Annotated in this window: 23 protein-coding genes; 21 read left to right on the top strand and 2 right to left on the bottom strand. The window is 48.9% G+C overall.

Going from position 1 to position 23,088, the window contains the following annotated elements:
- The first annotated feature begins 368 nt into the window (after positions 1-368).
- From rpmH to MHN33_RS14475, 7 genes are all read left to right on the top strand, one after another.
- The gene (gene rpmH / locus MHN33_RS14505) at positions 369-503 is read left to right on the top strand and encodes a 50S ribosomal protein L34 (RefSeq protein WP_010384852.1); all 135 of its coding nucleotides are present in this window, start codon (positions 369-371) and stop codon (positions 501-503) included.
- A 7-nt stretch (positions 504-510) separates the two neighbouring features.
- On the top strand, positions 511-960 hold the full coding sequence (gene rnpA, locus MHN33_RS14500; RefSeq protein WP_130245864.1) for a ribonuclease P protein component: 450 nt from the start codon (positions 511-513) through the stop codon (positions 958-960).
- A 237-nt stretch (positions 961-1,197) separates the two neighbouring features.
- Positions 1,198-1,530 (top strand): membrane protein insertion efficiency factor YidD, encoded by a 333-nt coding sequence (yidD, locus tag MHN33_RS14495; RefSeq protein ID WP_239398765.1) that lies wholly within the window; start codon positions 1,198-1,200, stop codon positions 1,528-1,530.
- Between the two features lie 8 nt (positions 1,531-1,538).
- Positions 1,539-3,170 carry a membrane protein insertase YidC gene (gene yidC / locus MHN33_RS14490; protein ID WP_239398763.1) on the top strand — a complete coding sequence of 544 codons (1,632 nt, stop codon included), beginning with the start codon at positions 1,539-1,541 and terminating at the stop codon, positions 3,168-3,170.
- A gap of 335 nt (positions 3,171-3,505) precedes the next feature.
- Positions 3,506-4,174 carry a cytochrome c biogenesis protein CcdA gene (locus MHN33_RS14485; RefSeq protein ID WP_239398761.1) on the top strand — a complete coding sequence of 223 codons (669 nt, stop codon included), beginning with the start codon at positions 3,506-3,508 and terminating at the stop codon, positions 4,172-4,174.
- Between the two features lie 15 nt (positions 4,175-4,189).
- The gene (locus MHN33_RS14480) at positions 4,190-4,654 is read left to right on the top strand and encodes a TlpA disulfide reductase family protein (RefSeq protein WP_239398759.1); all 465 of its coding nucleotides are present in this window, start codon (positions 4,190-4,192) and stop codon (positions 4,652-4,654) included.
- Positions 4,651-5,412 (top strand): hypothetical protein, encoded by a 762-nt coding sequence (locus tag MHN33_RS14475; RefSeq protein WP_239398757.1) that lies wholly within the window; start codon positions 4,651-4,653, stop codon positions 5,410-5,412. Before MHN33_RS14480 ends, MHN33_RS14475 begins: the two co-directional genes overlap by 4 nt.
- Here MHN33_RS14475 and MHN33_RS14470 read toward each other — a convergent pair.
- On the bottom strand, positions 5,407-7,560 hold the full coding sequence (locus tag MHN33_RS14470) for a winged helix-turn-helix domain-containing protein (protein WP_239398755.1): 2,154 nt from the start codon (positions 7,558-7,560) through the stop codon (positions 5,407-5,409). The genes MHN33_RS14475 and MHN33_RS14470 overlap by 6 nt on opposite strands.
- A 97-nt stretch (positions 7,561-7,657) precedes the next feature.
- Here MHN33_RS14470 and mnmE point away from each other — a divergent pair, with 97 nt between their 5' ends.
- A complete protein-coding gene (gene mnmE / locus MHN33_RS14465; protein WP_239398753.1) occupies positions 7,658-9,022 on the top strand; it encodes a tRNA uridine-5-carboxymethylaminomethyl(34) synthesis GTPase MnmE in 1,365 nt (454 codons plus the stop codon).
- Between the two features lie 43 nt (positions 9,023-9,065).
- Here the strand turns inward: mnmE and MHN33_RS14460 are convergent, their stop codons facing one another.
- Positions 9,066-10,628 carry a serine hydrolase domain-containing protein gene (locus MHN33_RS14460; protein WP_239398751.1) on the bottom strand — a complete coding sequence of 521 codons (1,563 nt, stop codon included), beginning with the start codon at positions 10,626-10,628 and terminating at the stop codon, positions 9,066-9,068.
- A 630-nt stretch (positions 10,629-11,258) separates the two neighbouring features.
- On the opposite strand from MHN33_RS14460, the gene mioC reads away from it, so the two are divergent.
- The 13 genes from mioC to atpD all read left to right on the top strand — a co-directional run bounded on the left by mioC (position 11,259) and on the right by atpD (position 23,086).
- Positions 11,259-11,705 carry an FMN-binding protein MioC gene (mioC, locus tag MHN33_RS14455; RefSeq protein ID WP_239398749.1) on the top strand — a complete coding sequence of 149 codons (447 nt, stop codon included), beginning with the start codon at positions 11,259-11,261 and terminating at the stop codon, positions 11,703-11,705.
- A gap of 436 nt (positions 11,706-12,141) precedes the next feature.
- Positions 12,142-14,031: a tRNA uridine-5-carboxymethylaminomethyl(34) synthesis enzyme MnmG gene (mnmG, locus tag MHN33_RS14450; protein ID WP_239398747.1), complete on the top strand. Its 1,890-nt coding sequence runs from the start codon at positions 12,142-12,144 to the stop codon at positions 14,029-14,031.
- A 16-nt stretch (positions 14,032-14,047) separates the two neighbouring features.
- On the top strand, positions 14,048-14,668 hold the full coding sequence (rsmG, locus tag MHN33_RS14445; protein WP_239398744.1) for a 16S rRNA (guanine(527)-N(7))-methyltransferase RsmG: 621 nt from the start codon (positions 14,048-14,050) through the stop codon (positions 14,666-14,668).
- A 14-nt stretch (positions 14,669-14,682) separates the two neighbouring features.
- The gene (locus tag MHN33_RS14440; RefSeq protein WP_239398742.1) at positions 14,683-15,468 is read left to right on the top strand and encodes a ParA family protein; all 786 of its coding nucleotides are present in this window, start codon (positions 14,683-14,685) and stop codon (positions 15,466-15,468) included.
- Positions 15,469-15,483: 15 nt separating this feature from the next.
- Entirely contained in the window at positions 15,484-16,437 is a 954-nt protein-coding gene (locus tag MHN33_RS14435; protein ID WP_239398740.1) for a ParB/RepB/Spo0J family partition protein, read from the top strand.
- Between the two features lie 138 nt (positions 16,438-16,575).
- Positions 16,576-16,956, top strand: coding sequence for an ATP synthase subunit I (locus tag MHN33_RS14430; protein WP_010384869.1), 381 nt, complete (start codon positions 16,576-16,578; stop codon positions 16,954-16,956).
- A 16-nt stretch (positions 16,957-16,972) separates the two neighbouring features.
- Entirely contained in the window at positions 16,973-17,830 is an 858-nt protein-coding gene (atpB, locus tag MHN33_RS14425) for a F0F1 ATP synthase subunit A (RefSeq protein WP_239398738.1), read from the top strand.
- 66 nt (positions 17,831-17,896) lie between these two features.
- A complete protein-coding gene (atpE, locus tag MHN33_RS14420) occupies positions 17,897-18,130 on the top strand; it encodes a F0F1 ATP synthase subunit C (RefSeq protein ID WP_008222392.1) in 234 nt (77 codons plus the stop codon).
- 49 nt (positions 18,131-18,179) lie between these two features.
- Positions 18,180-18,650: a F0F1 ATP synthase subunit B gene (gene atpF / locus MHN33_RS14415; protein WP_046004732.1), complete on the top strand. Its 471-nt coding sequence runs from the start codon at positions 18,180-18,182 to the stop codon at positions 18,648-18,650.
- A gap of 15 nt (positions 18,651-18,665) precedes the next feature.
- The gene (atpH, locus tag MHN33_RS14410) at positions 18,666-19,199 is read left to right on the top strand and encodes a F0F1 ATP synthase subunit delta (RefSeq protein WP_046004731.1); all 534 of its coding nucleotides are present in this window, start codon (positions 18,666-18,668) and stop codon (positions 19,197-19,199) included.
- A 14-nt stretch (positions 19,200-19,213) separates the two neighbouring features.
- Positions 19,214-20,755: a F0F1 ATP synthase subunit alpha gene (gene atpA / locus MHN33_RS14405; protein ID WP_046004730.1), complete on the top strand. Its 1,542-nt coding sequence runs from the start codon at positions 19,214-19,216 to the stop codon at positions 20,753-20,755.
- A 52-nt stretch (positions 20,756-20,807) separates the two neighbouring features.
- Positions 20,808-21,668: a F0F1 ATP synthase subunit gamma gene (atpG, locus tag MHN33_RS14400; protein WP_239398736.1), complete on the top strand. Its 861-nt coding sequence runs from the start codon at positions 20,808-20,810 to the stop codon at positions 21,666-21,668.
- Positions 21,669-21,700: 32 nt separating this feature from the next.
- Complete coding sequence (gene atpD, locus MHN33_RS14395; RefSeq protein WP_010384876.1) at positions 21,701-23,086, top strand: F0F1 ATP synthase subunit beta; 1,386 nt, start codon at positions 21,701-21,703, stop codon at positions 23,084-23,086.
- Positions 23,087-23,088: the final 2 nt, after the last annotated feature.

The raw sequence follows: 23,088 nt of genomic DNA, 5'->3' as shown, positions 1-23,088 counted from the left end.
GTTTTCCAGAGGATGTTGCCACTTTTCACCCAGGCCATGTGGAAAACCCTCATTTAGCCTGATCTGAGTTGATCACATTCACATACACAGATCGGATCCGATCTCATCGCACAATCTGGATCGTAAATTCACGGATTTTGATCCCACTATTGTCACTATAAAGGTATAATGCAATGCGTTTACCTCAAGGGATAACAGCCACAATGACCGTTTTTTGTTATTTCTGGCTAAAATCTATGCTTGATGGCGCGATTATGATTGACTTTCCTACGCCGCGGCATTAATATCTCGCGCTCGCAATGGCACCTGTGCCAGGATCGCGACCTGCATAGGATGTTTTAAACTTTAACCGATCGGATGGATTAGTTATGAAAAGAACTTTTCAACCTAGCGTTCTAAAACGCAAGCGTACTCACGGTTTCCGTGCACGTATGGCAACGAAGAATGGCCGTAAAGTACTAGCGCGTCGTCGTGCTAGAGGCCGTAAAGTACTTTCTGCTTAATATATAAGTGGAAGACTTTAGCTTCAGCAGGGAGTTACGTCTGTTAACTCCCTCGCATTACTCCCGAGTATTTAACGAACCCGCTCGCGCAGCAACGCCTTATTTTACACTCTTAGCTAAACCCAATGATGTTGGACATCCACGTCTGGGACTGACCGTGGCTAAAAAACGCTGTAAAAAAGCCTGCCAACGCAATCGCATTAAACGTCTTGCCCGTGAAAGCTTTCGCCTAAACCGTCATAAACTGGACAATATTGATATTGTACTGATGGTCAAAACCGGCGTAGACGAGCAAACCAATGAAGAGCTCAGCAAACAACTGGCAAAATTATGGCGTAAAGTGAATGAGCGCTGTAAACCAGGTGCTCCTAAGCCACCACCACATAAACGCCAGGGTAAAAAGCGCCCAGCGTCTAAGCAACGAAATCCCAAACCGACTAAACAGAACGATAAATAAAAGCAAGTGTCGCGACTTATCCCGTCCCGCATCGGCCATGCTCGCTACAATTTATTCAGTTCCATCATACGCGGCAGTGACTCAACGATTAATCGAGTTCAACTTATTGTGATTTCGCTAAAATCGCATGGTGCTCAATGGCTATTTTGACCCCGATAAGGTAAAGTTAGCTCACCTTTTAATCGCCAATTTTCCGCAGTTTTTTGGGAATTGGTTATCAGTTCTGACGGCATCATCATGAATCACTCCCCTTCCACACTATCATCGCGCCTGAGGCAGCAATGTAGAACGTGGATCCGGTGGCCATTTAAGGTATGCCAGAGGCTGATCAAAACACTGCTATTAGGTGTGATCCGTATTTATCAGCAATTTATCAGTCCGCTGTTGGGACCACACTGTCGCTTTACACCCACCTGCTCTCATTACGCAATTCAGGCAATTAATTTACATGGAATTGCAAAAGGGAGTTGGTTAGCGCTTAAACGCATATTAAAATGTCACCCTTTAAGTGCAGGCGGGTCTGATCCCGTGCCTGCTAAATCAACGCAAGATAAACAACACGAGAAATAAGAGCTGTTATGGAATCGCAACGCACGTTTTTATTTATCGGCTTGCTGCTGGTTACCTTTTTACTCTTCACTGAGTGGTCAAAGGAACAAACCGCAGCCAATGCTGATACCAGTGCCGTCACACAACAAGTGGCCGGCCCCGCAAACAATGACCAGGCCGACGTACCGGCTTCCAGTCAGGCTGATGTGCCAATGCAGGCCACTGTGGCTACTCGCTCAGTCATTTCGGTAACCACCGATGTACTGGCAGTGAAAATCGACACCCGTGGGGGTGACATTGTTGAGGCGAAATTACTACAACACGCCGAAACCCATGGCAGCGACCAGCCTTACCTGTTATTGGGTGAGTTTGAAGGTAAACAGTACTTCGCTCAAAGTGGTTTGATTGGCCTGAATGGCCCGGATGCTTCAAGCCAGGGTCGTCCGGTCTATCAAAGCGCTCAGACCAGTTACACGCTGAACGGTGATGAGCTGCGCGTACCGCTGACCTATGTCGACAGCAAAGGGGTACAGTTCAGTAAAACCTTCGTATTCAAACCGGGTCAGTATGATGTGGCACTACAATACGATGTGACCAACCCAACTGCGGATCCAGTTCAGGTGCAGCTGTACACTCAAATCAAGCGCACAGTACAAGAAAAAGGCAGCATGGTTGACCAGACTTATCTGGGCGCAGCTTATGGCACCAGCGACGAACCTTACGAGAAATACTCGTTTTCGGATATGGCTGATGCCAACCTGAACAAGAACACCCAGGGTGGTTACATCGCCTTTATCCAGCATTACTTTGTCAGTGCCTGGGTACCAGGTCAGGAAACAAACAACACCATTTACAGCTCGCTGCGTAATAACAACAGCATCATAGGAGCGAAAGGCGAAGCAACCAATATTCAGGGGAACGGTACGGCACAGCTGACCGCGACCTACTACATGGGTCCAAAAGATATGGATGCATTAGAAGCAATACATAGCGATCTGGACCTCACGGTCGACTATGGTTGGCTATGGTTTATCTCACAGCCGCTGCTAAACCTGCTGAAGTTCTTGTATAGCATTATCGGTAACTGGGGTCTGGCTATCATTGCGATTACCCTAATCGTCAAGACGTTGCTTTACCCACTGACCAAAGCGCAATACACCTCTATGGCAAAAATGCGTATGCTGCAGCCAAAAATGCAGGCACTGAAAGAGCGCTATGGTGATGACCGCCAGAAGTTTGGCCAAGCTACGATGGAGATGTACCGTAAAGAAAAAGTAAACCCTATGGGTGGCTGCTTCCCGCTGTTACTGCAAATGCCTATCTTCCTGGCGCTGTTCTATGTATTCCTGGAATCAACTGAGCTACGCCATGCCGAGTTTATACTGTGGCTGACAGACTTGTCTTCAAAAGACCCTTACTATGTACTGCCTGTTCTGTTTGGTGCCAGTATGTTTCTAACTCAGAAGCTGCAACCTATGACAGTGACTGATCCAATGCAACAAAAGATGATGACCTGGATGCCGGTTATCTTCTCTGTGTTCTTTATCTGGTTCCCGTCTGGTCTGGTGCTGTACTGGCTGGTCTCTAACCTGATCTCAATTGCCCAGATGCTTTACATCTATCGTGGTATGGAGAAAAAGGGCATGAAGGTCCGCGGGTAATACCGGATATAGATAAACAAGAAACGGTCCATCGCGGGCCGTTTTTTTATGCTCGTGATAACACCAAACGGCATATCGGTCTCACAGTCTCACAGTCTCACAGTCTCACAGTCTCACAGTCTCACAGTCTCACAGTCTCACAGTCTCACAGTCTCACAGTCTCACAGTCTCACAGTCTCACAGTCTCACAGTCTCACAGTCTCACAGTCTCATTAAATTTAATTATTTAAATCAATATTTTGATATAATTTGAGATCGGTTTTAGGCCACTTTGATAGGAAAACTTAGGCCCATATTGCACGCTACTTGCCATCTTAACAAGTCAGCGAAACAGTATGTTTGAAGTCCCCCTGTTAGACGCATTAAGCACACCGCATCTCAGCTGGTGGCTACTTCCTCTGGCATTATTAAGCGGTGTACTCACCAGCTTTACGCCCTGCGTTTATCCGTTGCTACCCATTACGCTGGCAACCATGACCAAGTACCGCGCTCAGCTGGCACCACTTCAGTACTGTCTTGGTTTTGCCGCAATCTATGCTCTGCTGGGTGGCATTGCGGCCTGGAGTGGTAGCTTGTTTGGCGTGGTTGCATCTAACCCCTGGATACAGGTTGCTTTTGCCAACCTGCTTATTTATCTGGCTCTGGTGAACAAGGGCTGGCTCGCTTTTCCGCGCCTGCCAGGGCTCAGCTTTCAGGCCACACTGAGCCCTCTTTGGATGGGCATGGCCAGTGCACTGGTCGCAGCACCGTGCACTTCACCGGTACTCGGTGGCTTATTACTGTTTGTGGCCTCCAGCCAGCATCTTGTTTTCGGTGCCCTTTTACTATTCAGTTTTGCAGTGGGCATGAGCACCTTGCTGCTAGTGGCCGGTCTGAGCAGCCAATTACTAAATCGATTGCCCCGTGCAGGCTCATGGCTCAACCACATATCCACTGTCAGCGCACTGTTACTGCTTATTATGGCGCAATATTTTCTCATTCAGGCCGGTAAAAGCTGGCTATAACGCAAGGACTACATTATGAATAAATTCATCACTGGTGCAATATTGCTGGCGCTGTCAGCAACGGCCACGGCTAAATCCTACCCCCCTTTACAGGCAGCAACAGTGGAGGGCCAGGCCGTATCCAGCACCAATAAAGTGACGTATCTAAAATTCTGGGCTACCTGGTGCGCTTACTGTGTCGAAGAAATGCCATTGCTTCAGCAAACGTATGAAAATAGCCAGGGTCGTTACCAGGTTATCACCGTGAATGTGGGCTTTAACCAGACCGTCGAGGGGGTGAAAACCTATTTAAACCGATATGGCTATCAGTTTCCCACTGTATTTGATAGCACCGGCGCGATTACTCGCCAGTACCAGGTAACCGGCACACCTCAGCATATTCTGCTCGATGCCAATGGTACAGAGATCTACCGTAGTGCGTTGATGACCGATGAGCTCAAACAACACCTGGCTCCACAACAACAAGGAACACAGCCATGAAATTGCTAAACCCGATCACCCTATTGCTCAACCTCGCCATATTGATGCTCAGTCTGTGTGCAACGGCCGCACCGACCGAATATATTTTTATCAACATCTGGGATGAATACGCGCAGCTAACCGCCCTGCCCAAGCCGCATCCCAAAATCGAACGCCAGTTTATTCACCCGGACATCAACATAGATAAACCCAGTGTAGATCAGTTTATTGCACAGTTTCCGGCCTATAATGGCCTGAAAATAGATAAGCTCAACCAGCTGGCGATCCGCTATGGTGTAAGACAAACCCCCTACCGACTGGTGGTCGAGGACGGAAAAGTACAGCAGCGAGAAGTGTTGGGCACTATGCCAGCAGATGCACACGTTGCCACCTCTACGGAAGGTAAAGCACTTCATACCTTGTCCGGACAGCAGTTTGACCCTGCCAGACCCGAGACTGGCTTGCGGGTACTATTTTTTAGTGACAGCTTGTGTCCATTTCAGCACATACCAGACTGTACACAACGCATCACGCAAAATAATCGCCTGGCTGCAACGATCGACCATCCGGTGGTAACCGTGATCAAACCTTTTTATGTCGATCAAGCTCAGGCCAAAGCCTATCAAGAGCGCTTTAAAGTCAATCATGAAGTCGTCTTTGATAGCCACAACCAGCTATTTAGTCGCTTTGAAGTGACTGAGTTGCCATACTGGTTAGTGCAAGACAGCCAGGGCAAAGTGATCTACCGGGCAAATCAGGTACCTCCTTTTCCATTATAGCGCCCAGCTGCTCTGACAATATACGCTGTAAGGTTTGTCAAGCATAACACTGGCCAGATCAAATGACGGCTTAGGCGCCGCCCTGATCCCGGTCAACTGGTTAAGCAAAGCTTCGCTGTTAGGGCGGATAGCGAGTTGCTCACTCAACTGCTCTGACAGCACATGATCCTGAACCAGCCAGGCCGCTGCCGCACCATACAGTAATTCCAGATGACTGGCTTGCTCGGGGACGGGCAGTAGTGCCAGTGCCCGCCGGGCCTCGCCACGCTGCAGGTGAATATACATGCGAGTGTAGCGGGCATAGCTCAGGGTATCGACCAGGCCCAGTTGCTGGTATACCCCCTGTGCACGCATCACATACTCTTCAGCCCGTGCCAATTCACCTTGTTTGATCAAACTCCATCCCAGCATCAAATTTGCGTGTGCCGCGGTGATTGTGGATACCTTTTCCCAGCCCAGCAACTCTTCAAAAGTCTTTATGGCTGTGGTTAACCCCGGCGCACCATCACGATTAAGTGCACCATCCATAATGGCCATGCCACGTAACAGCCAGTGTAGCTCATACTGAGGAACAAACTGGGGGTCTGGGTCAGCCTGTACCAGGTAAGCCAGTGCCTTTTCTCCCTGATGAAGCTGAATATAGTAAAACCCTAGGTAAGTAAGTATTTGCTTTCTTAAATAATCATCACCCAGATCTGATGCAATCTCCAGCGCCTCCAGCAGACTTGGTTCACTCTCAGTCACCGGCACCAGATAGTTCTGTCCATAGGCAAATAAGGTCCGTGCCAGTAAATTGCGCTGAGGCGATTGCCGGTAAATTCTCACCGTGCGTTGCAGCACTTGCTGACTGCGCGAGAGATCTAGCAGGCGCTTTGCTTCGGGCCCGGCGGCGGGCGGGTTAGCCAGATAAAAAGCACGCTGCGCATCCCGGTAACCCAGAGTATGACTGCCGATCAGCACATCAGCCGAATTCAGCGCCTTGCTGTATGCTTCCCACTGCTGGGAAAGCCAGGACAGATCGGCCTGTAATTGATACGCCGTTGCCAGCTGCTCCAGTAGCTGATGACGTTGCGCCAGGTTAAGGCCCTGCTGCACCGCTAGCTGTGCCTGCTCATAATGGCCCAGCGCCTTGTTAAACTCTGCCAGATATAAATGGTAACGTACCTGTATCGCAGGCTCTGCAGCAGTGAGATCCATGTCAGCAAAAAACCTTCGGGCCTGACCTAACTCCCCCTGCTGCCAGGCAATACGTGCCAGTTCGAGTTGGGCAGCCAAATGCTGTGGATGCTGGATCAGCGCCGCCTCAAAATAAGCTCTCGCCAGCTTATTCCCCTGCTCATCCAGTGCCTGTAATCCTCGATAGTAGTCCTGTGATGCAATCAGATCTGACTGCATCACTGCACTACTCTGCCCGTCGGGCAAGAGCATCAGTGCCGCAATGACCTGCTCGGCCACTTCTTCAAATCCCATATCGAGCTGCTCAACCACAATTTTTCGCTGCTGCTGCGCCGTACTGACTGTCAGCACATAGCGTTGTTGCTGGCGGGATAAGATGAGCTCAATCTGTTTGCTGTTCTGCCCTTTGATCAACTGAGCAGCTGGGATCAGCTGGTAATCGGATTGCAAGCGCGTCGTCAACGCCGAATTCAATGCATAACCCCACCAGGCATTGGCAGCCACACCGGTATCGTTAGTTAGTGGCAAAATAGTCAAAGCAGGGAGTATCACCTGCTCTGTGACAGGCTTCGAAACTGGCTGACTGATATGACCAAATACAACCCCCCCCGCCAGAATAATGGCACTCAGTAGTGCGAGGAATAATGCTCTGTGTCTGTTGCGTTGCGGTTGTACGAGTGGACAAACCCATTGATAGCCTTGTTGGGGTATGGTGCGGATGAACTTGGGTTGCTGCGCGTCATCACCCAACGCCTGGCGCAGCTCAGCCATACTCTGAGTCAACGCGGTATCACGAAACTCACCGTGCTGCCACAATGCATCCAGTAAAGCTTCGCGCGTGACTACCTGGTGAGGCCGGGCCAATAAAAAATGCAATAACTGGCCGACTTTAGGACGCAGCGGCACGACTTGTTGATCTTTGTTTAATACCAGTCTGTCGGTATCAAAAGTAAACTGAGCGAATACAACCACAGTAGATATCCTTATGTCTGAACCGCCTCTACTATACCTCACTGCGCGCGTTTGCTGTACACTTAGCGCTAATTAGAGTTTGCTTTCAAGGGTCACAATGATCGCACAAGACACCATCGCAGCACAGGCAACCGCACCGGGCCGGGGCGGCGTCGGCATAATTCGAATTTCAGGGACTCTGGCTGAGCAGGTCGCACACAAAATACTCGGAAAATGCCCAAAAACCCGCTATGCGGAATACCTGCCATTCCAGACGCTTCAGGGAGAGCAGTTGGATCAGGGCATTGCGCTGTTCTTTAAAGGCCCGAACTCCTTTACCGGCGAAGATGTGCTTGAGCTTCAGGGCCATGGTGGTCCGGTGGTGCTGGACATGCTGCTTAAAGAGATCAGCCAGGTCGACGGCGTGCGACTCGCCAAACCCGGTGAATTCTCTGAACGCGCGTTTATGAATGATAAGCTGGATCTGACTCAGGCCGAAGCCATTGCCGATCTAATCAATGCAACCAGCGAGCAAGCAGCGAAAAGTGCCCTGCACTCACTGCAAGGTGATTTTTCCAAACATATCAATGCGCTGGTGGAACAAGTGATCCATTTACGCATGTATGTTGAGGCAGCAATCGACTTTCCAGATGAAGAAATCGACTTTCTTTCCGATGGTAAAGTGGCCGGCGACTTGAGCGCCATCATAGAGCAGCTGGGCGTGGTGCGTCAGCAAGCTAAACAAGGCAGCATCATGCGTGAAGGCATGAAAGTGGTGATCGCGGGTCGCCCGAATGCAGGCAAATCCTCATTGCTTAATGCGCTGGCAGGCCGTGAAGCTGCTATTGTCACCGATATCGCTGGTACCACCCGGGACGTACTAAGAGAACATATCCATATTGATGGCATGCCGCTGCACATCATTGACACCGCCGGCCTGCGCGACAGTCCGGACAAAGTGGAACAAATCGGAATTGAGCGTGCCTGGGATGAGATCCGCGCCGCCGATCACGTGCTATTTATGGTTGACGGCACCGAAACCAATGAAACCGATCCAGCCCGGATCTGGCCGGAGTTCATTGAGCAACTGCCTGCGGGCATGGACATCACAGTGATCCGCAATAAAGTTGACCTCAGTGGTGAACAGACCGGTACCAGTCACGATCATGGTCATGCCCTGATCCGCCTCAGTGCCAAAGACAGCACTGGGATTGATCTGTTGCGTGAACACCTTAAGGCCTGTATCGGCTTTACCGGCGCAACAGAAGGTGGCTTTATGGCGCGTCGCCGTCACCTCGACGCACTGGAGCGTGCCGCAGAGCATCTGGAGATTGGCCAGACTCAGCTGGAAATGCACATTGCCGGCGAGATCCTGGCTGAAGAACTGCGACTCACGCAACAATACCTGAATGAAATCACGGGTGAATTTACCTCCGATGACCTGCTGGGTAAGATCTTCAGCTCTTTCTGTATCGGCAAGTAATACAGTACTGAGACGCACCGCTCAGGTGCGTCTCACTCTTCCGTCACTGAGTCTCTTTAGTGAGCGGCGCCACCCCTTTTAAGCCCAGTTCGTGAAATAACGCAATGGCAGCTTGCTCGAATTCATAAAAACTATCCGTAGACACCTGATGACTGGCTGTAACCATGCGGATCGCCAGAGGCTCAACAAATGTTGCGTTAGTGCCCCAGAACCCGGAATGTCCGGTTGTGGAATAACCCTCAAAATCAAACCGCTCCTGCGCCAGACCATAATGCTCCTGAACCCCCTCTTCAGGCACTTCGCTCAGCCAATGCTCGGCAATTTCCATTTGTAACTGAGGATCTTCAACCAACTGCCCCTGATGAAGAGCCGTCATGAACACATTAAGATCATCCAGTGTGGAGACCATCCCGCCGCCAGCCCAGGCAAAAGAGGTATTCACCTGCCGTGCAACCACATTGTGATTGCCGCTCAATTCAGGGGGGATCTCCTCATGCTCAGGAATATAAAAGTAGTGATGCGCTATCTGCTCAGCTCCACGCATCGGTTCATGCCTGTCCATATAAGTGTTGTCCATACCGAGCGGCTGCAACACACGCTCATATAACAACTGCTCAAAGCGCTTTTTGGTGTGTTTTTCCAGTGCCCAGGCGAGTAAGTCGGTATTGCTATTGCCATACAGGTGTTTTTCTCCCGGCATAGTCTCCAAGTTTTGTGTTAATCCACGACCAAGCAGATCGGCAATGAGCAGATCCGAGTGCCAAAGCGCTGGAATATCGTCTTCACCGCCTTGCAGTGCCGCAATAAATGAACGCGTGTCAGGCGCTAACGGGTCATGCAAATAGGAAATAAAATCGCGGATCCCGGTACTTTGATCTAATAGTTGCCGGATTGTAAGTGATCCCCCGCGTTTAACGCCCTCAGCAACATGCAAATCCTCGATGCTATAACCCGGTGGCATATCCTCTGGCGAGATCAACGCAGTGATCGGCGTATCCAGCGTGAATTGCCCTTCGTCAATCATGGAAAAGGTCACTGCCGCGCTTAGTAACTTAGAAATACTGGCAATGCGAAACGGTGTATCCGTCTCTAATACCTGAGTCTGCTGCGCATCCCGATAGCCAGCAGCGCCTCGCCAGACGACTCCATCCTGATTGAAATCTATGAGGGCCTGGATGCCTGGGATCAAGGCTTTATCCGCTTCGTAAATCTGCAATAACAAATCATCAAGTTGCACAAAGACGGTTTCTTGCAGCGACTTTGCGACCACAGTGAAACGTTTACTCTGCGAGACATCAAGATCATCCGTGGCAGTGATCTCAAAGGTATAGTCGCCAGCGGCAGTGGGAAGGTGGACATCGATACTTTGTGCCTGATTGCCCGAGACATGCAGCACAGCATCATCCGGCCCGGAGACCTGACGCCACGCGATTGATTTCAGGTTATCATCCTTATCTGTGACCCTGGCTGCCAGTGTCACCTGAGTCATCGCAATGGCCGTCAATTCAGGTTGTTCAATTGTAATAGTCGGTCGTTCATTGCGGCTAACACATGCGCTCAGCACACCAATACAGATCAGCGCAGCGCCCAAGTTGAGTGATTTCATCCGTTTGCTCCTTTGAAAACTGCGCCTAGGTTATGCTCAGATCACACTGCAAACTGTGAGAAATTGATGAAAAACTGCACATATCTGTCAACATATGTATTTCATAAAGGAACATTGGTGTGACAATCCGTGCTCTGGCGAGCAAACTTACTCACATCACATCATCATCTGAAGGTGGCCGTACAGCATAAACAGCTATGCCACGCACCCAATCCTGTCAGCTATGTGAAAAAGATCGCCATTTTTTAGATTATTTCATTATATAGATCAAACTTTATAGATCCTCTTTTTTATCATGGAAAGACGATCAGATCGTCTTATGCACCAGAATCTATCCACAAGCTAAAAATCGTCCTGATTATGACCCTTTACAGCCATTTCTGTAAGGCCTGATAACCCTAAAAAGCATCAGGATATTCGCGGTTTATCCACAACAAGCACACCGGATTAGCATTTGGAATATTTTATTAAGCCATTGATTAATAGTCGCTTATTATGAAATCACGCGTTTTGACTACTAATTGCGCTAGATTTTTTTATCCCAAACTTAGATCAAGGCTTTACTTCTCTGCGAAGGTCATTAAGATGTCGCGAATACGCCCAGAGTCAGTAATCAGGATCTAACGCCTCATGCGCAATATTGAGATCATCATAGGTAGCCAAATGGGCTCCGCAGAGTACGTTGCAGAACAGCTTGCCGAGCAGCTTAATGCCAGTGAATTCAACACACAACTGCATGAACAACCGGACTTGAGCGCCTGTCAGCATTCTCTGTGGCTGGTGGTCACATCCACTTATGGGGCTGGCGACTATCCGGATAACCTGCTGCCTTTTATAGAGCAACTGTCTGATCATGAAGATCTGAGCCATGTGCAATTTGCCGTAGTGGGTATTGGCGACTCAAGTTATGACACCTTTAATCTGGCCGCCAGTAACTGTGCGCAGCTACTGTCAGATAAAGGCGCACAGCAGCTTTTACCGGTATTAAAGATCGATGTACAAGATGAAGCGCTGCCGGAAGATGCTGCCATCGCCTGGTTGCCCGCACTAAAACAGCAACTGGATCAGGCGTGTTAATCCGATATGCGGATCAGTGATGAGATCTTTTACACAGAAGTTATTCACAAAATGACTCTTTCTTAGATCGCATTGTGGATAACCTTTGATCTAACTGCGGATCTAAGCATACTTATCCATTGGATAGTTTTCATCGGATCTAGGGCTGTGAATAAATAGCCACTTTGATCAAAGCTTTTCATCGTGATGATCCGATCTAATTCACATCATATGATCTGATCTAACTCTTTGGATCAAATAAGGAATACACTGTTATTCACAGATCCGGGCTGATCTAATAGTAAGATCTAATAAAAGATCTTTAAAAAGATCCTTATATATTATTAAGTGATCCTTTTGCTCTGATTAAAATTTAAACGTTTCACTTCTGCGTTTTTCTGGGTAGAATACGCACCCTTTCGAAATTTGCTGGTTGTTTTTAAGTAGGATCCCGTAAATGATTTATCACGAACATTTTGACGTTATCGTTGTTGGTGGTGGTCATGCTGGTACTGAGGCAGCGTTGGCTGCAGCACGTATGGGCATGAATACCTTATTGTTAACACACAATATGGACACCCTGGGACAGATGTCCTGTAACCCAGCGATCGGCGGGATCGGAAAAGGTCATCTGGTTAAAGAGATCGATGCCCTGGGTGGCGCAATGGCCAAAGCGATCGACAAAGGCGGGATCCAGTTTCGTACTTTGAACTCGTCTAAAGGCCCTGCTGTGCGGGCAACCCGAGCTCAGGCAGATCGCGCTCTGTATAAAGCGGCGATCCAGGAGATCTTGCAAAACCAGGACAATCTGAAGATCTTCCAGCAATCGTGTGATGATCTGATCGTTGAACAGGATCAGGTTAAAGGTGTCGTAACCCAGATGGGATTGCGCTTTAGTGCACAAACAGTGGTACTGACAGTGGGTACTTTCCTGGGCGGTCAGATCCACATTGGTCTGGAGAATTTTAAAGGCGGTCGTGCAGGCGATCCCCCCTCGATTGCCCTGGCACAGCGTTTACGTGAACTCCCATTCCGCGTTGATCGACTGAAAACCGGTACACCACCCCGCATTGATGCGCGCACCGTAGACTTTTCAGTGATGCAGGCGCAGCCTGGTGATACGCCAACGCCGGTATTCTCATTTATGGGTAAAGCGTCGGATCATCCGCAACAGATCCCCTGCTATATCACCTATACCAATGAAAAAACCCATGATGTGATCCGCGATAACCTGCACCGCTCGCCTATGTATGCTGGTGTGATTGAAGGGATCGGGCCACGTTACTGCCCGTCTATTGAAGATAAAATAGTCCGCTTTGCCGACAAAGAGAAACATCAGATCTTTGTGGAGCCGGAAGGACTAACTTCTTATGAGTTGTATCCGAACGGCATTTCCACCAGCCTGCCATTTGATATTCAGCTGGAGATCGTGCGTTCAATTCAGGGCTTTGAAAATGCGCACATTTGTCGTCCTGGCTATGCCATTGAATATGACTTCTTCGATCCGCGCGATTTGAAACAATCTCTGGAAACCAAATTTATCAATGGCCTGTTCTTTGCCGGCCAGATAAATGGCACTACCGGCTACGAAGAAGCGGGGGCACAGGGCTTGATAGCCGGTATGAATGCGGCCTTGCAAGTAAAAGGTCTACAAGCCTGGACACCGCGTCGCGATCAGGCCTATACCGGTGTCTTGATCGACGACCTGGCTACTCTGGGAACCAAAGAACCCTATCGTATGTTTACCAGCCGTGCTGAATACCGTTTGCTGTTGCGTGAAGACAACGCGGATCTGCGCCTGACCGAAAAAGGTCGTGAGCTGGGTCTGGTGGATGATGAACGCTGGGCGGCTTACAACAATAAGCTGGAAGTGATGGAACAGGAAACCCAGCGACTGCGTAATACCTGGATCCACAAAGATCATCCGGCGCTGGCGCAAGTGAACGAGCTGCTGAAATCGCCATTGACCCGGGAGGCCAGTTTAGAAGATCTGATCCGTCGTCCGGAAGTCAGCTACAAAGATCTGATGCAAATTGAAGGTCTGGCCAGTGAGCAGGACAATATCCAGGCACTGGAGCAGGTTGAGATCCAGACTAAGTACGCAGGCTACATTGCACGTCAGCAGGATGAGATCAACAAACAGCTACGCCATGAAGAAACGCTGTTACCGGCTGAGTTCGATTATGCTCAGGTCAGCGGTCTTTCTAACGAGGTGGTGGCTAAATTGACAGAAGCCAGACCGCAAACAATCGGCCAGGCGTCTCGTATTTCTGGTATCACCCCTGCTGCGATTTCGCTATTATTAGTGTATCTGAAAAAGCAAGGGTTGTTACGCAAGTCTGCGTAACAACAAATGGAAGACTGTGTTATTAGAACAACTTACAGCCCTGTTAGCCCGCACGGATATCACGCTAACTGAACAACAGAAGCAGCAGCTCGTCGATTATGTCGGGCTGCTCGACAAATGGAACAAAGCCTACAACCTGACTTCAGTGCGCGATCCACAAGAAATGATGGTCAAACACATCATGGATTCACTGGTGGTTGCGCCTCACCTGAGTGGCAAAAACTACATTGATGTAGGCACCGGACCGGGGTTACCCGGGATAGTACTGGCCATTGCCCTGCCCGATACTCAGTTTGTCCTGCTCGACAGTCTTGGCAAACGTGTACGTTTTTTAACCCAGGTAAAACATGCGCTTGGACTGGAAAACGTCACACCGGTTCAGTCTCGTGTTGAAGAATATCAGCCAAGTGTTAAATTAGACGGTGTACTGAGTCGTGCCTTTGCGTCATTGCAGGACATGGTTCAGTGGTGTGGACATCTGGTCGACGGTGAAAGCCGTTTTCTGGCATTAAAAGGTCAGTTTCCGCAGCAGGAACTGGATAGCCTGCCCGCCGGTGTGACTCTGGAACGTGATATTAGTTTACAGGTCCCCGAGCTGGATGGTGAACGTCATTTAATCATTCTGAAAAAAGACTAGTATTCGAGGACATAGTGGCTAGAGTCATTGCGATTGCAAACCAAAAAGGCGGTGTGGGAAAAACCACCACTGCAGTCAACCTGGCAGCTTCCATGGCTGCGACCAAACGCAAGGTCCTGCTCATTGACCTGGATCCACAAGGCAATGCGACCATGGGCAGTGGTGTTGACAAATATGGCGAAGTGGCAACCATTTACGATCTTTTGATCGAAGAGACCCCGATCCAGGACGTGATCAGCAAAGAAACCTCCGGCGAGTACCATCTGATTGCTGCCAACGGTGATGTCACGGCGGCCGAAGTGAAGCTGATGGAATTGTTTGCCCGCGAAGTGCGTTTGCGTAATGCACTGGAATCGGTGCTGGATCAGTACGACTTTATTTTTATTGATTGTCCACCTTCATTAAACATGTTGACGGTCAATGCGATGGCGGCGGCAGATTCTGTGATGGTGCCGATGCAGTGTGAATACTATGCACTGGAAGGACTGACGGCACTGATGGATACCATAACGCAGCTGTCTAAGCTGGTGAATCCAAATTTACAGATCGAAGGGATCCTGCGTACTATGTACGATCCGCGCAACCGCCTGGCGAACGATGTATCTGAGCAGCTAAAACAGCATTTTGGTGAAAAAGTCTACCGCACCGTGATCCCACGTAATGTGCGTCTGGCGGAAGCGCCGAGTTTTGGTGCACCGGCTATGTACTATGACAGAGCCTCCAGTGGTGCCAAAGCGTATCTGGCACTGGCCGGAGAAATGCTCCGCCGTCAGGAAAAACAAGCAGCAGCTGTTGCCTAAGAGGAAGAAAAAACAATGTCGGTGAAAAAACGCGGTTTGGGTCGAGGTCTGGATGCCTTGTTGAGTTCAGCAAAACCTGCTGCTTTGCAATCAGCTCAGCCTGAAGTCACGCAAACCCAGGGCACCGAGCGTGCCGTTGAACCCGAACAGACAACGCAAAGTCATGAGGTGACCGATCAGGAATTACAGCGGTTGCCCATCGAGTATTTGCAGCGTGGTAAATATCAGCCGCGCAAAGATATGTCTGAGCAGGCACTTGAAGAGCTGGCCAGCTCTATTCGGGCCCAGGGGGTATTACAACCAATCGTGGTGCGCCCCATCGCTGAAAATCAGTTTGAGATCATTGCCGGTGAACGACGCTGGCGTGCGGCCCAACTGGCCGAGCTGGACGTGGTACCCTGTATCATCAAAGATGTTGCCGATGAAGCGGCGGTGGCCATTGCCCTGATTGAAAACATTCAGCGTGAAGATCTCAATGCCATGGAAGAAGCAGTCGCGCTCGACAGATTACTGAACGAGTTTGAACTGACCCATCAGCAGGTCGCTGACGCCGTTGGTAAGTCACGCACTACTGTGACCAATTTACTTCGTCTCAATAATCTCAATGATGATGTAAAAATCTTGTTGGAACATGGTGATATTGAGATGGGTCACGCCCGTTGTCTGCTGGCACTGACCGGTGAACAGCAGTCTGAAGCGGCCAGAACCGCCGTCGCTAAAGGGCTAACGGTGCGCGAAACTGAGAAACTGGTGCGTGCGATGCTGGAGCCTGTGGAGCAAAAACCAGCAAAAGAGAAAGATCCGGACGTAAAACTGCTTGAGCAACAACTGGCAGAGAACCTGGGCGCCAAAGTGGAGATAAATTATAACCAAAAAGGCAAAGGTAAGCTGGTGATTTCTTATGCAAATTTAGACGAATTAGACGGAATTTTAGGGCGTATCCAGCCTGATTTTCAACAACCCTCCTAATCTTACCTTCTGAGGCGAAATGGGCGCTCGAAAAGCGTTACATTTCGTCTCGTCAAGTTGCAAATTGAGCAGAAATAAGTATAATTTCGCCAGTTTTCTAGCCCTGATAAAATTTAGCGTCATTAAGGTTAAATATAAGTGACTCATTCGTTAGCAAGCCCATATCGGCGTGCCGCATTAAAAGGTGTTTTATATCAGGGTCTCGTAGCTATCATTGCTGCAGTAATAGTTTTTATTGGTTGGGGAGTGGAAGCAGGCCTGTCGGCGTTGGCTGGCGGTGCGGTGCTGGTACTCCCTAATTTTGTATTTGCCGCTTATGCATTCCGATTTATGGGTGCCAGCAAGGCAAATCAAGTGTATTCCTCACTGAAGCGAGGAAACGGATTAAAATTTTTGCTAACTGTTGTGCTTTTTGCGCTCATTTTTAAGCATTTTTCAGTCGTCATGCTGCCGTTTTTCGGCACTTACATGCTGGTGATGCTGACACAATGGTTGGTTCTGATTTTTTTTAATCATTAACTTTTAGGATAAAACAATGGCTGCAGAAGAAGTGACTCTATCGAGCCATATTCAGCACCACTTGACCAATGCCAAGATGTGTTCGACCGATGCCGGTCTGGCCTTCAATAAAGCATGTGCGGACAGTGGTTTCTGGACATGGCATATAGATACCCTCGCATGGTCCATCGGTTTAGGTCTTATATTCTTATGGATCTTCCGAAGTGCCGCTAAAAAATCCACCACAGGCGTTCCTGGTAAATTCCAGTGCTTTATTGAAATGATTGTTGAGCTCGTTGGTGATAACGTGCGAGACACTTACCATGGCAATAGCAAGCTGATCGCGCCTTTGGCCCTGACGATTTTCGTCTGGGTGTTCTTAATGAACTTGATGGATTTGGTTCCTGTTGACTTCCTACCTGCTTTCGCCGGCTTTGTTGGTGAACAAGCATTTGGTATGGACCCACACGATGTTTACATGAAAATTGTACCGACCACAGACGTGAATATGACTGCTGCACTGGCACTGGGCGTATTTATTCTGATGATCGGGTATTCAATTCGTATCAAAGGCCTGGGCGGCTTCATTGGTGAGCTTACGCTGCACCCGTTCAGCTCTAAGAACAAACTGGTGATGGCTATCCTGATCCCTTGTAACTTGCTACTTGAAACAATCGCGCTGGTTGCTAAGCCTTTCTCGCTGGCACTGCGTTTGTTCGGTAACTTGTATGCAGGTGAGATGATCTTCATCCTGATCGGTGCAATCGGCCTGATGCAGCTTCCACTGCACTTTGTATGGGCTGTATTCCACATCATGGTAATCGTACTGCAAGCATTCGTATTTATGATGCTGACGATCGTTTACCTCAGCATGGCTAGCACAAAAAGCCACTAATTAGCTGAAAGAAAAGAATTTTTTAAACTTTAACTTTAATTTACTATTGAAACTTTGGAGATAAAAATGGAAATCGCAGTTGCTATTAAACTTATCGCTGTTGCTCTACTAATCGGTTTTGGTGCAATCGGTACTGCACTAGGCTTCGGTAACATGGGTGGTAAGTTCCTAGAAGCATGTGCTCGTCAGCCTGAGCTTGCGCCTCAACTACAGGTTAAAATGTTCATCCTAGCTGGTCTTATCGATGCCGTAGCAATGATCGGTGTAGGTATCGCTATGTACATGTTGTTCGCTCTTTAATATTGCAAAATACCTGAAACGAACAACTGTCAAGTAAGGAGGAGCGGTCGTGAACTTAAACGCCACTCTAATAGGTGAATTAATCGCATTTGTGGTCTTCGTATGGTTCTGTATGAAGTTCGTATGGCCACCACTAAATGGTGCGATTGAAGCTCGCCAGAAGAAAATCGAAGATGGATTAGCTGCCTCTGACAAAGCTGAAAAAGATCTTGAGCTAGCGCGCGAAAAAGCGGCTGAAGAACTTAAAGAAGCGAAAACTCAGGCTAGCGAAATCATCGAACAAGCTAAAAAGCGTGCAACGCTGATTGTTGACGAAGAGACAACTCGTGGTCAGCAAGAGCGTGAGAAAATCATTGCTCAGGGACACTCTGAGATCGAATCTGAGCGCAACCGCGTGAAAGAAGAGCTACGTCAACAAGTAGCGACTCTGGCTGTGGTTGGTGCAGAGAAGATTTTAGAGCGTGAAATCGATCAAGCCGCACACAGTGACATCGTTGAAAAACTTGTCGCTGAGCTTTAAGTAGAGGGTATGAGCATGTCTGAATTGACTACTATCGCTCGCCCATACGCTAAAGCGGCTTTTGAACTTGCCGTTGAGAAAGGCACAGTTGAAGCTTGGAATGAAATGCTGTTCTTCGCAGGCCAAGTGGCCCGCGATGAACAGGTTCAGGCACTGTTAGGTGGCATTGCCACCGAAGCAGAGCAGTCTGATGTATTCATCAAGCTATGCGCTGAGCAACTCAACGAACAAGGCCAAAACCTTATCAAGCTGATGGCCGAAAATGAGCGTTTAGCCGCCATGCCAGCTGTTGCAGACTTGTTTGCTGAATTAAAAGCAGACTATGACAAAGAAATTGACGTTAACGTCGTTTCAGCAGCAGCGCTTGCCGAAGATGCGCAAGCAAAATTGGTCGCGGCACTTGAAAAACGTTTCGCACGCAAAGTTAAGCTGAATTGTAGCATCGACGAAACCATCGTAAGTGGTCTGGTCATTAAAGCCGGCGACACCGTTATCGACGGGTCTATTCGCGGCAAGTTAGATCGTCTTGTGACGACGCTACAATCGTAATTGGGAAAAAGAGCATGCAACTTAATTCCACAGAAATTTCTGCACTGATCAAGCAACGCATTGAGCAGTTTGAAGTTGTAAGTGAAGCGCGTAACGAAGGTACTATCGTATCTGTTACCGACGGTATCATCCGCATCCACGGTCTTGCTGACTGTATGCAGGGTGAGATGATCGAGCTTCCTGGCAACCGTTATGCTATCGCATTGAACCTTGAGCGCGACTCAGTAGGTGCGGTAGTAATGGGTCCATACGCTGACCTTAAAGAAGGCGTAAAAGTTAAATCAACAGGTCGTATCCTTGAAGTACCAGTAGGCCGTGGCCTGCTAGGTCGTGTTGTAAACACACTAGGTGAGCCGATTGACGGTAAAGGCGCGGTAGACAACGATGGTTTTGAGCCAGTTGAAAAAATCGCACCGGGCGTAATCGAGCGTCAATCAGTAGACGAGCCAGTACAAACTGGTTATAAGTCTATCGACTCTATGATCCCAGTTGGTCGTGGTCAGCGTGAGCTAGTGATCGGTGACCGTCAGACTGGTAAAACAGCACTGGCTATCGATGCTATCATCAACCAAAAAGACACAGGCGTTAAGTGTGTGTACGTTGCGGTTGGTCAAAAAGCCTCTACCATTGCTAACGTAGTACGTAAACTAGAAGAGCACGGCGCTCTTGAGAACACCATTGTTGTTGTTGCTTCAGCCTCTGAGTCTGCTGCACTACAATTCCTGGCGCCGTTCTCTGGTTGTACTATGGGCGAATACTTCCGTGACCGTGGTGAAGACGCACTAATCGTCTATGATGACCTGTCTAAGCAAGCTGTTGCTTACCGTCAGATCTCACTACTACTTAAGCGTCCGCCGGGCCGTGAAGCTTACCCAGGTGACGTATTCTACCTTCACTCACGTCTGCTAGAGCGTGCATCACGTGTTAACGCTGATTACGTTGAGAAATACACCAACGGTGAAGTGAAAGGTCAAACAGGTTCATTGACGGCATTGCCAATCATTGAAACTCAAGGTGGTGACGTTTCTGCATTCGTACCTACCAACGTTATCTCAATCACCGACGGTCAGATCTTCTTAGAAACTGACTTGTTCAACGCAGGTATCCGTCCAGCGGTTAACGCTGGTATCTCGGTATCTCGTGTAGGTGGTGCAGCGCAAACTAAAATCGTTAAGAAACTAGGTGGTGGTATCCGTCTAGCGCTAGCTCAGTACCGTGAACTAGCGGCGTTCTCTCAGTTCGCTTCTGACCTTGACGATGCAACGCGTGCCCAGCTTGAGCACGGTGAGCGCGTAACAGAGCTAATGAAGCAGAAACAGTACGCACCAATGTCTGTTGCTGACATGTCTCTGTCTCTATTCGCTGTTGAGAAAGGCTACCTGAAAGACATCGAAATCAACAAAGTACTTGATTTTGAAGCAAGCCTTATCGCATTCGCGAAAAGCGAATACGCAGCGCTAATGACTCAAATCAATGAAACTGGTAACTACAACGCCGAGATCGAAGCGCAGCTGAAAGAACTTCTTGAGAAGTTCAAGTCTACGCAAACTTGGTAATGTGTTATGTAGGTGAGTAGTTAGCTGCTCACCCAGATTCGGAGAAAGAGTCATGGCCAGCGGAAAAGAGATAAAAAGCAAGATCGGGAGTATCAAGAATACTCAGAAGATCACCAGCGCAATGGAGATGGTTGCCGCTTCTAAAATGAAGAAGGCACAGGAACGCGTCGCGTCCAGCCGCCCATACGCTGAAAACTTACGCAAAGTGATCGGTCGTATTGCTCAGGCTAACCTTGACTTCCAACACCCGTTCTTAATCGAACGTGAGGTGAAGCGAGTAGGTTACATTGTTATCTCTACTGACCGTGGTCTTTGTGGCGGCTTGAACTCGAACGAGTTTAAGCGTGTAGCGAAAGACGTTAAAGCGTGGAAAGAAAAGGGTGTTGATGCAACATTTGCCACCCTGGGTGGCAAAGCTGCCGGTTTCTTTAAACGTTTTGGCGGTGAGCTAGAAGCCAAAAAAGCCGGGTTAGGAGATGCGCCTTCGGTTCAGGACGTAATCGGTCCTGTCACTGTGATGCTTAAAGCATACGAAGAAGGCAAAATTGATCGCTTATTCGTTGTGTACAACAACTTTGTCAACACAATGAAGCAAGAGCCTGTTATCGATCAGTTATTACCTTTGCCAAAAGCTGAAGAAGAAGTATCAGCTCACGCTTGGGATTACTTATATGAGCCAAACCCAGAGGCGATTCTAGAGACACTACTAGTGCGCTTTATTGAGTCTCAGGTTTACCAAGGTGTAGTTGAGAATGCTGCCTCTGAGCAAGCTGCCCGTATGGTTGCGATGAAAGCCGCAACAGATAACGCAGGTGGCCTGATTGATGAGTTACAGCTGGTATACAACAAGGCGCGTCAGGCTGCAATCACACAAGAGATCAGTGAGATTGTATCTGGTTCAGCTGCCGTGTAACGCTTCGGCAAAGTTTAACGAGAGGAATAGACATGAGTTTAGGTAAGGTCGTCCAAATTATCGGCGCCGTTGTGGACATCGAGTTCCCACAAGACAACGTGCCAGCCGTATATGACGCACTAAAAGTTACAGAAGGCGACCTGGCTGGTTTGACACTAGAAGTGCAACAGCAGCTAGGTGGCGGTGTGGTACGTGGTATCGCACTAGGTAGTACTGACGGTCTGCGCCGTGGTACTTCAGTAGAAGGTACAGCTGAGCCAATCAAGGTGCCAGTTGGTACAGCAACACTTGGTCGTATCATGAACGTACTGGGTGACGCAATTGATGAAGCCGGCCCAATCGGTGAAGAAGAGCGTTGGTCAATCCACCGCGCTGCGCCTTCATACGAAGAGCAAAGCAGCTCAGTTGAGCTACTTGAAACAGGTATCAAGGTAATCGACCTTGTATGTCCGTTCGCTAAGGGTGGTAAAGTTGGTCTGTTCGGTGGTGCCGGTGTAGGTAAAACCGTAAACATGATGGAACTTATCCGTAACATCGCAATCGAGCACAGCGGTTACTCAGTATTCGCCGGTGTTGGTGAGCGTACGCGTGAGGGTAATGACTTCTACCATGAGATGAACGACTCAAACGTACTAGACAAAGTATCGCTAGTATACGGTCAGATGAACGAGCCACCGGGTAACCGTCTGCGTGTTGCTCTGACTGGTCTGACTATGGCTGAGAAGTTCCGTGACGAAGGTCGTGACGTACTGTTCTTCGTAGATAACATCTACCGTTACACGCTGGCGGGTACTGAGGTATCTGCACTACTAGGCCGTATGCCTTCAGCGGTAGGTTACCAGCCAACTCTTGCAGAAGAGATGGGTGTACTACAGGAGCGTATCGCGTCAACTAAGACTGGTTCAATCACGTCAATCCAGGCTGTATACGTACCTGCGGATGACTTGACTGACCCGTCGCCAGCAACCACGTTCGCGCACCTTGACGCAACCGTTGTACTTTCACGTGACATCGCATCTCTTGGTATCTACCCTGCGGTAGACCCACTGGATTCAACTTCTCGTCAGCTTGACCCGCTAGTAATCGGTAACGAGCACTACGAGACTGCACGTGGCGTTCAGACTGTACTTCAGCGTTATAAAGAGCTGAAAGACATCATCGCGATTCTAGGAATGGACGAGCTGTCTGACGAAGACAAGCAAGTTGTATCTCGTGCACGTAAAATCCAGCGTTTCCTGTCTCAGCCGTTCTTCGTTGCTGAGGTATTCACAGGTGCACCTGGTAAATACGTTTCACTGAAAGACACTATCTCTGGCTTCAAAGGCATCTTAAACGGTGAATACGATGACATGCCAGAGCAGGCTTTCTACATGGTTGGCTCAATCGACGAAGCGATCGAAAAAGCCAAAAACATGTAATT

The sequence above is a fragment of the Pseudoalteromonas sp. OOF1S-7 genome, assembly GCF_022347765.1.
Taxonomy (GTDB): Bacteria; Pseudomonadota; Gammaproteobacteria; order Enterobacterales; family Alteromonadaceae; genus Pseudoalteromonas.
Note: the sequence above shows the minus strand (reverse complement) of the source record. Positions and strands in the feature narration are given on the sequence as shown.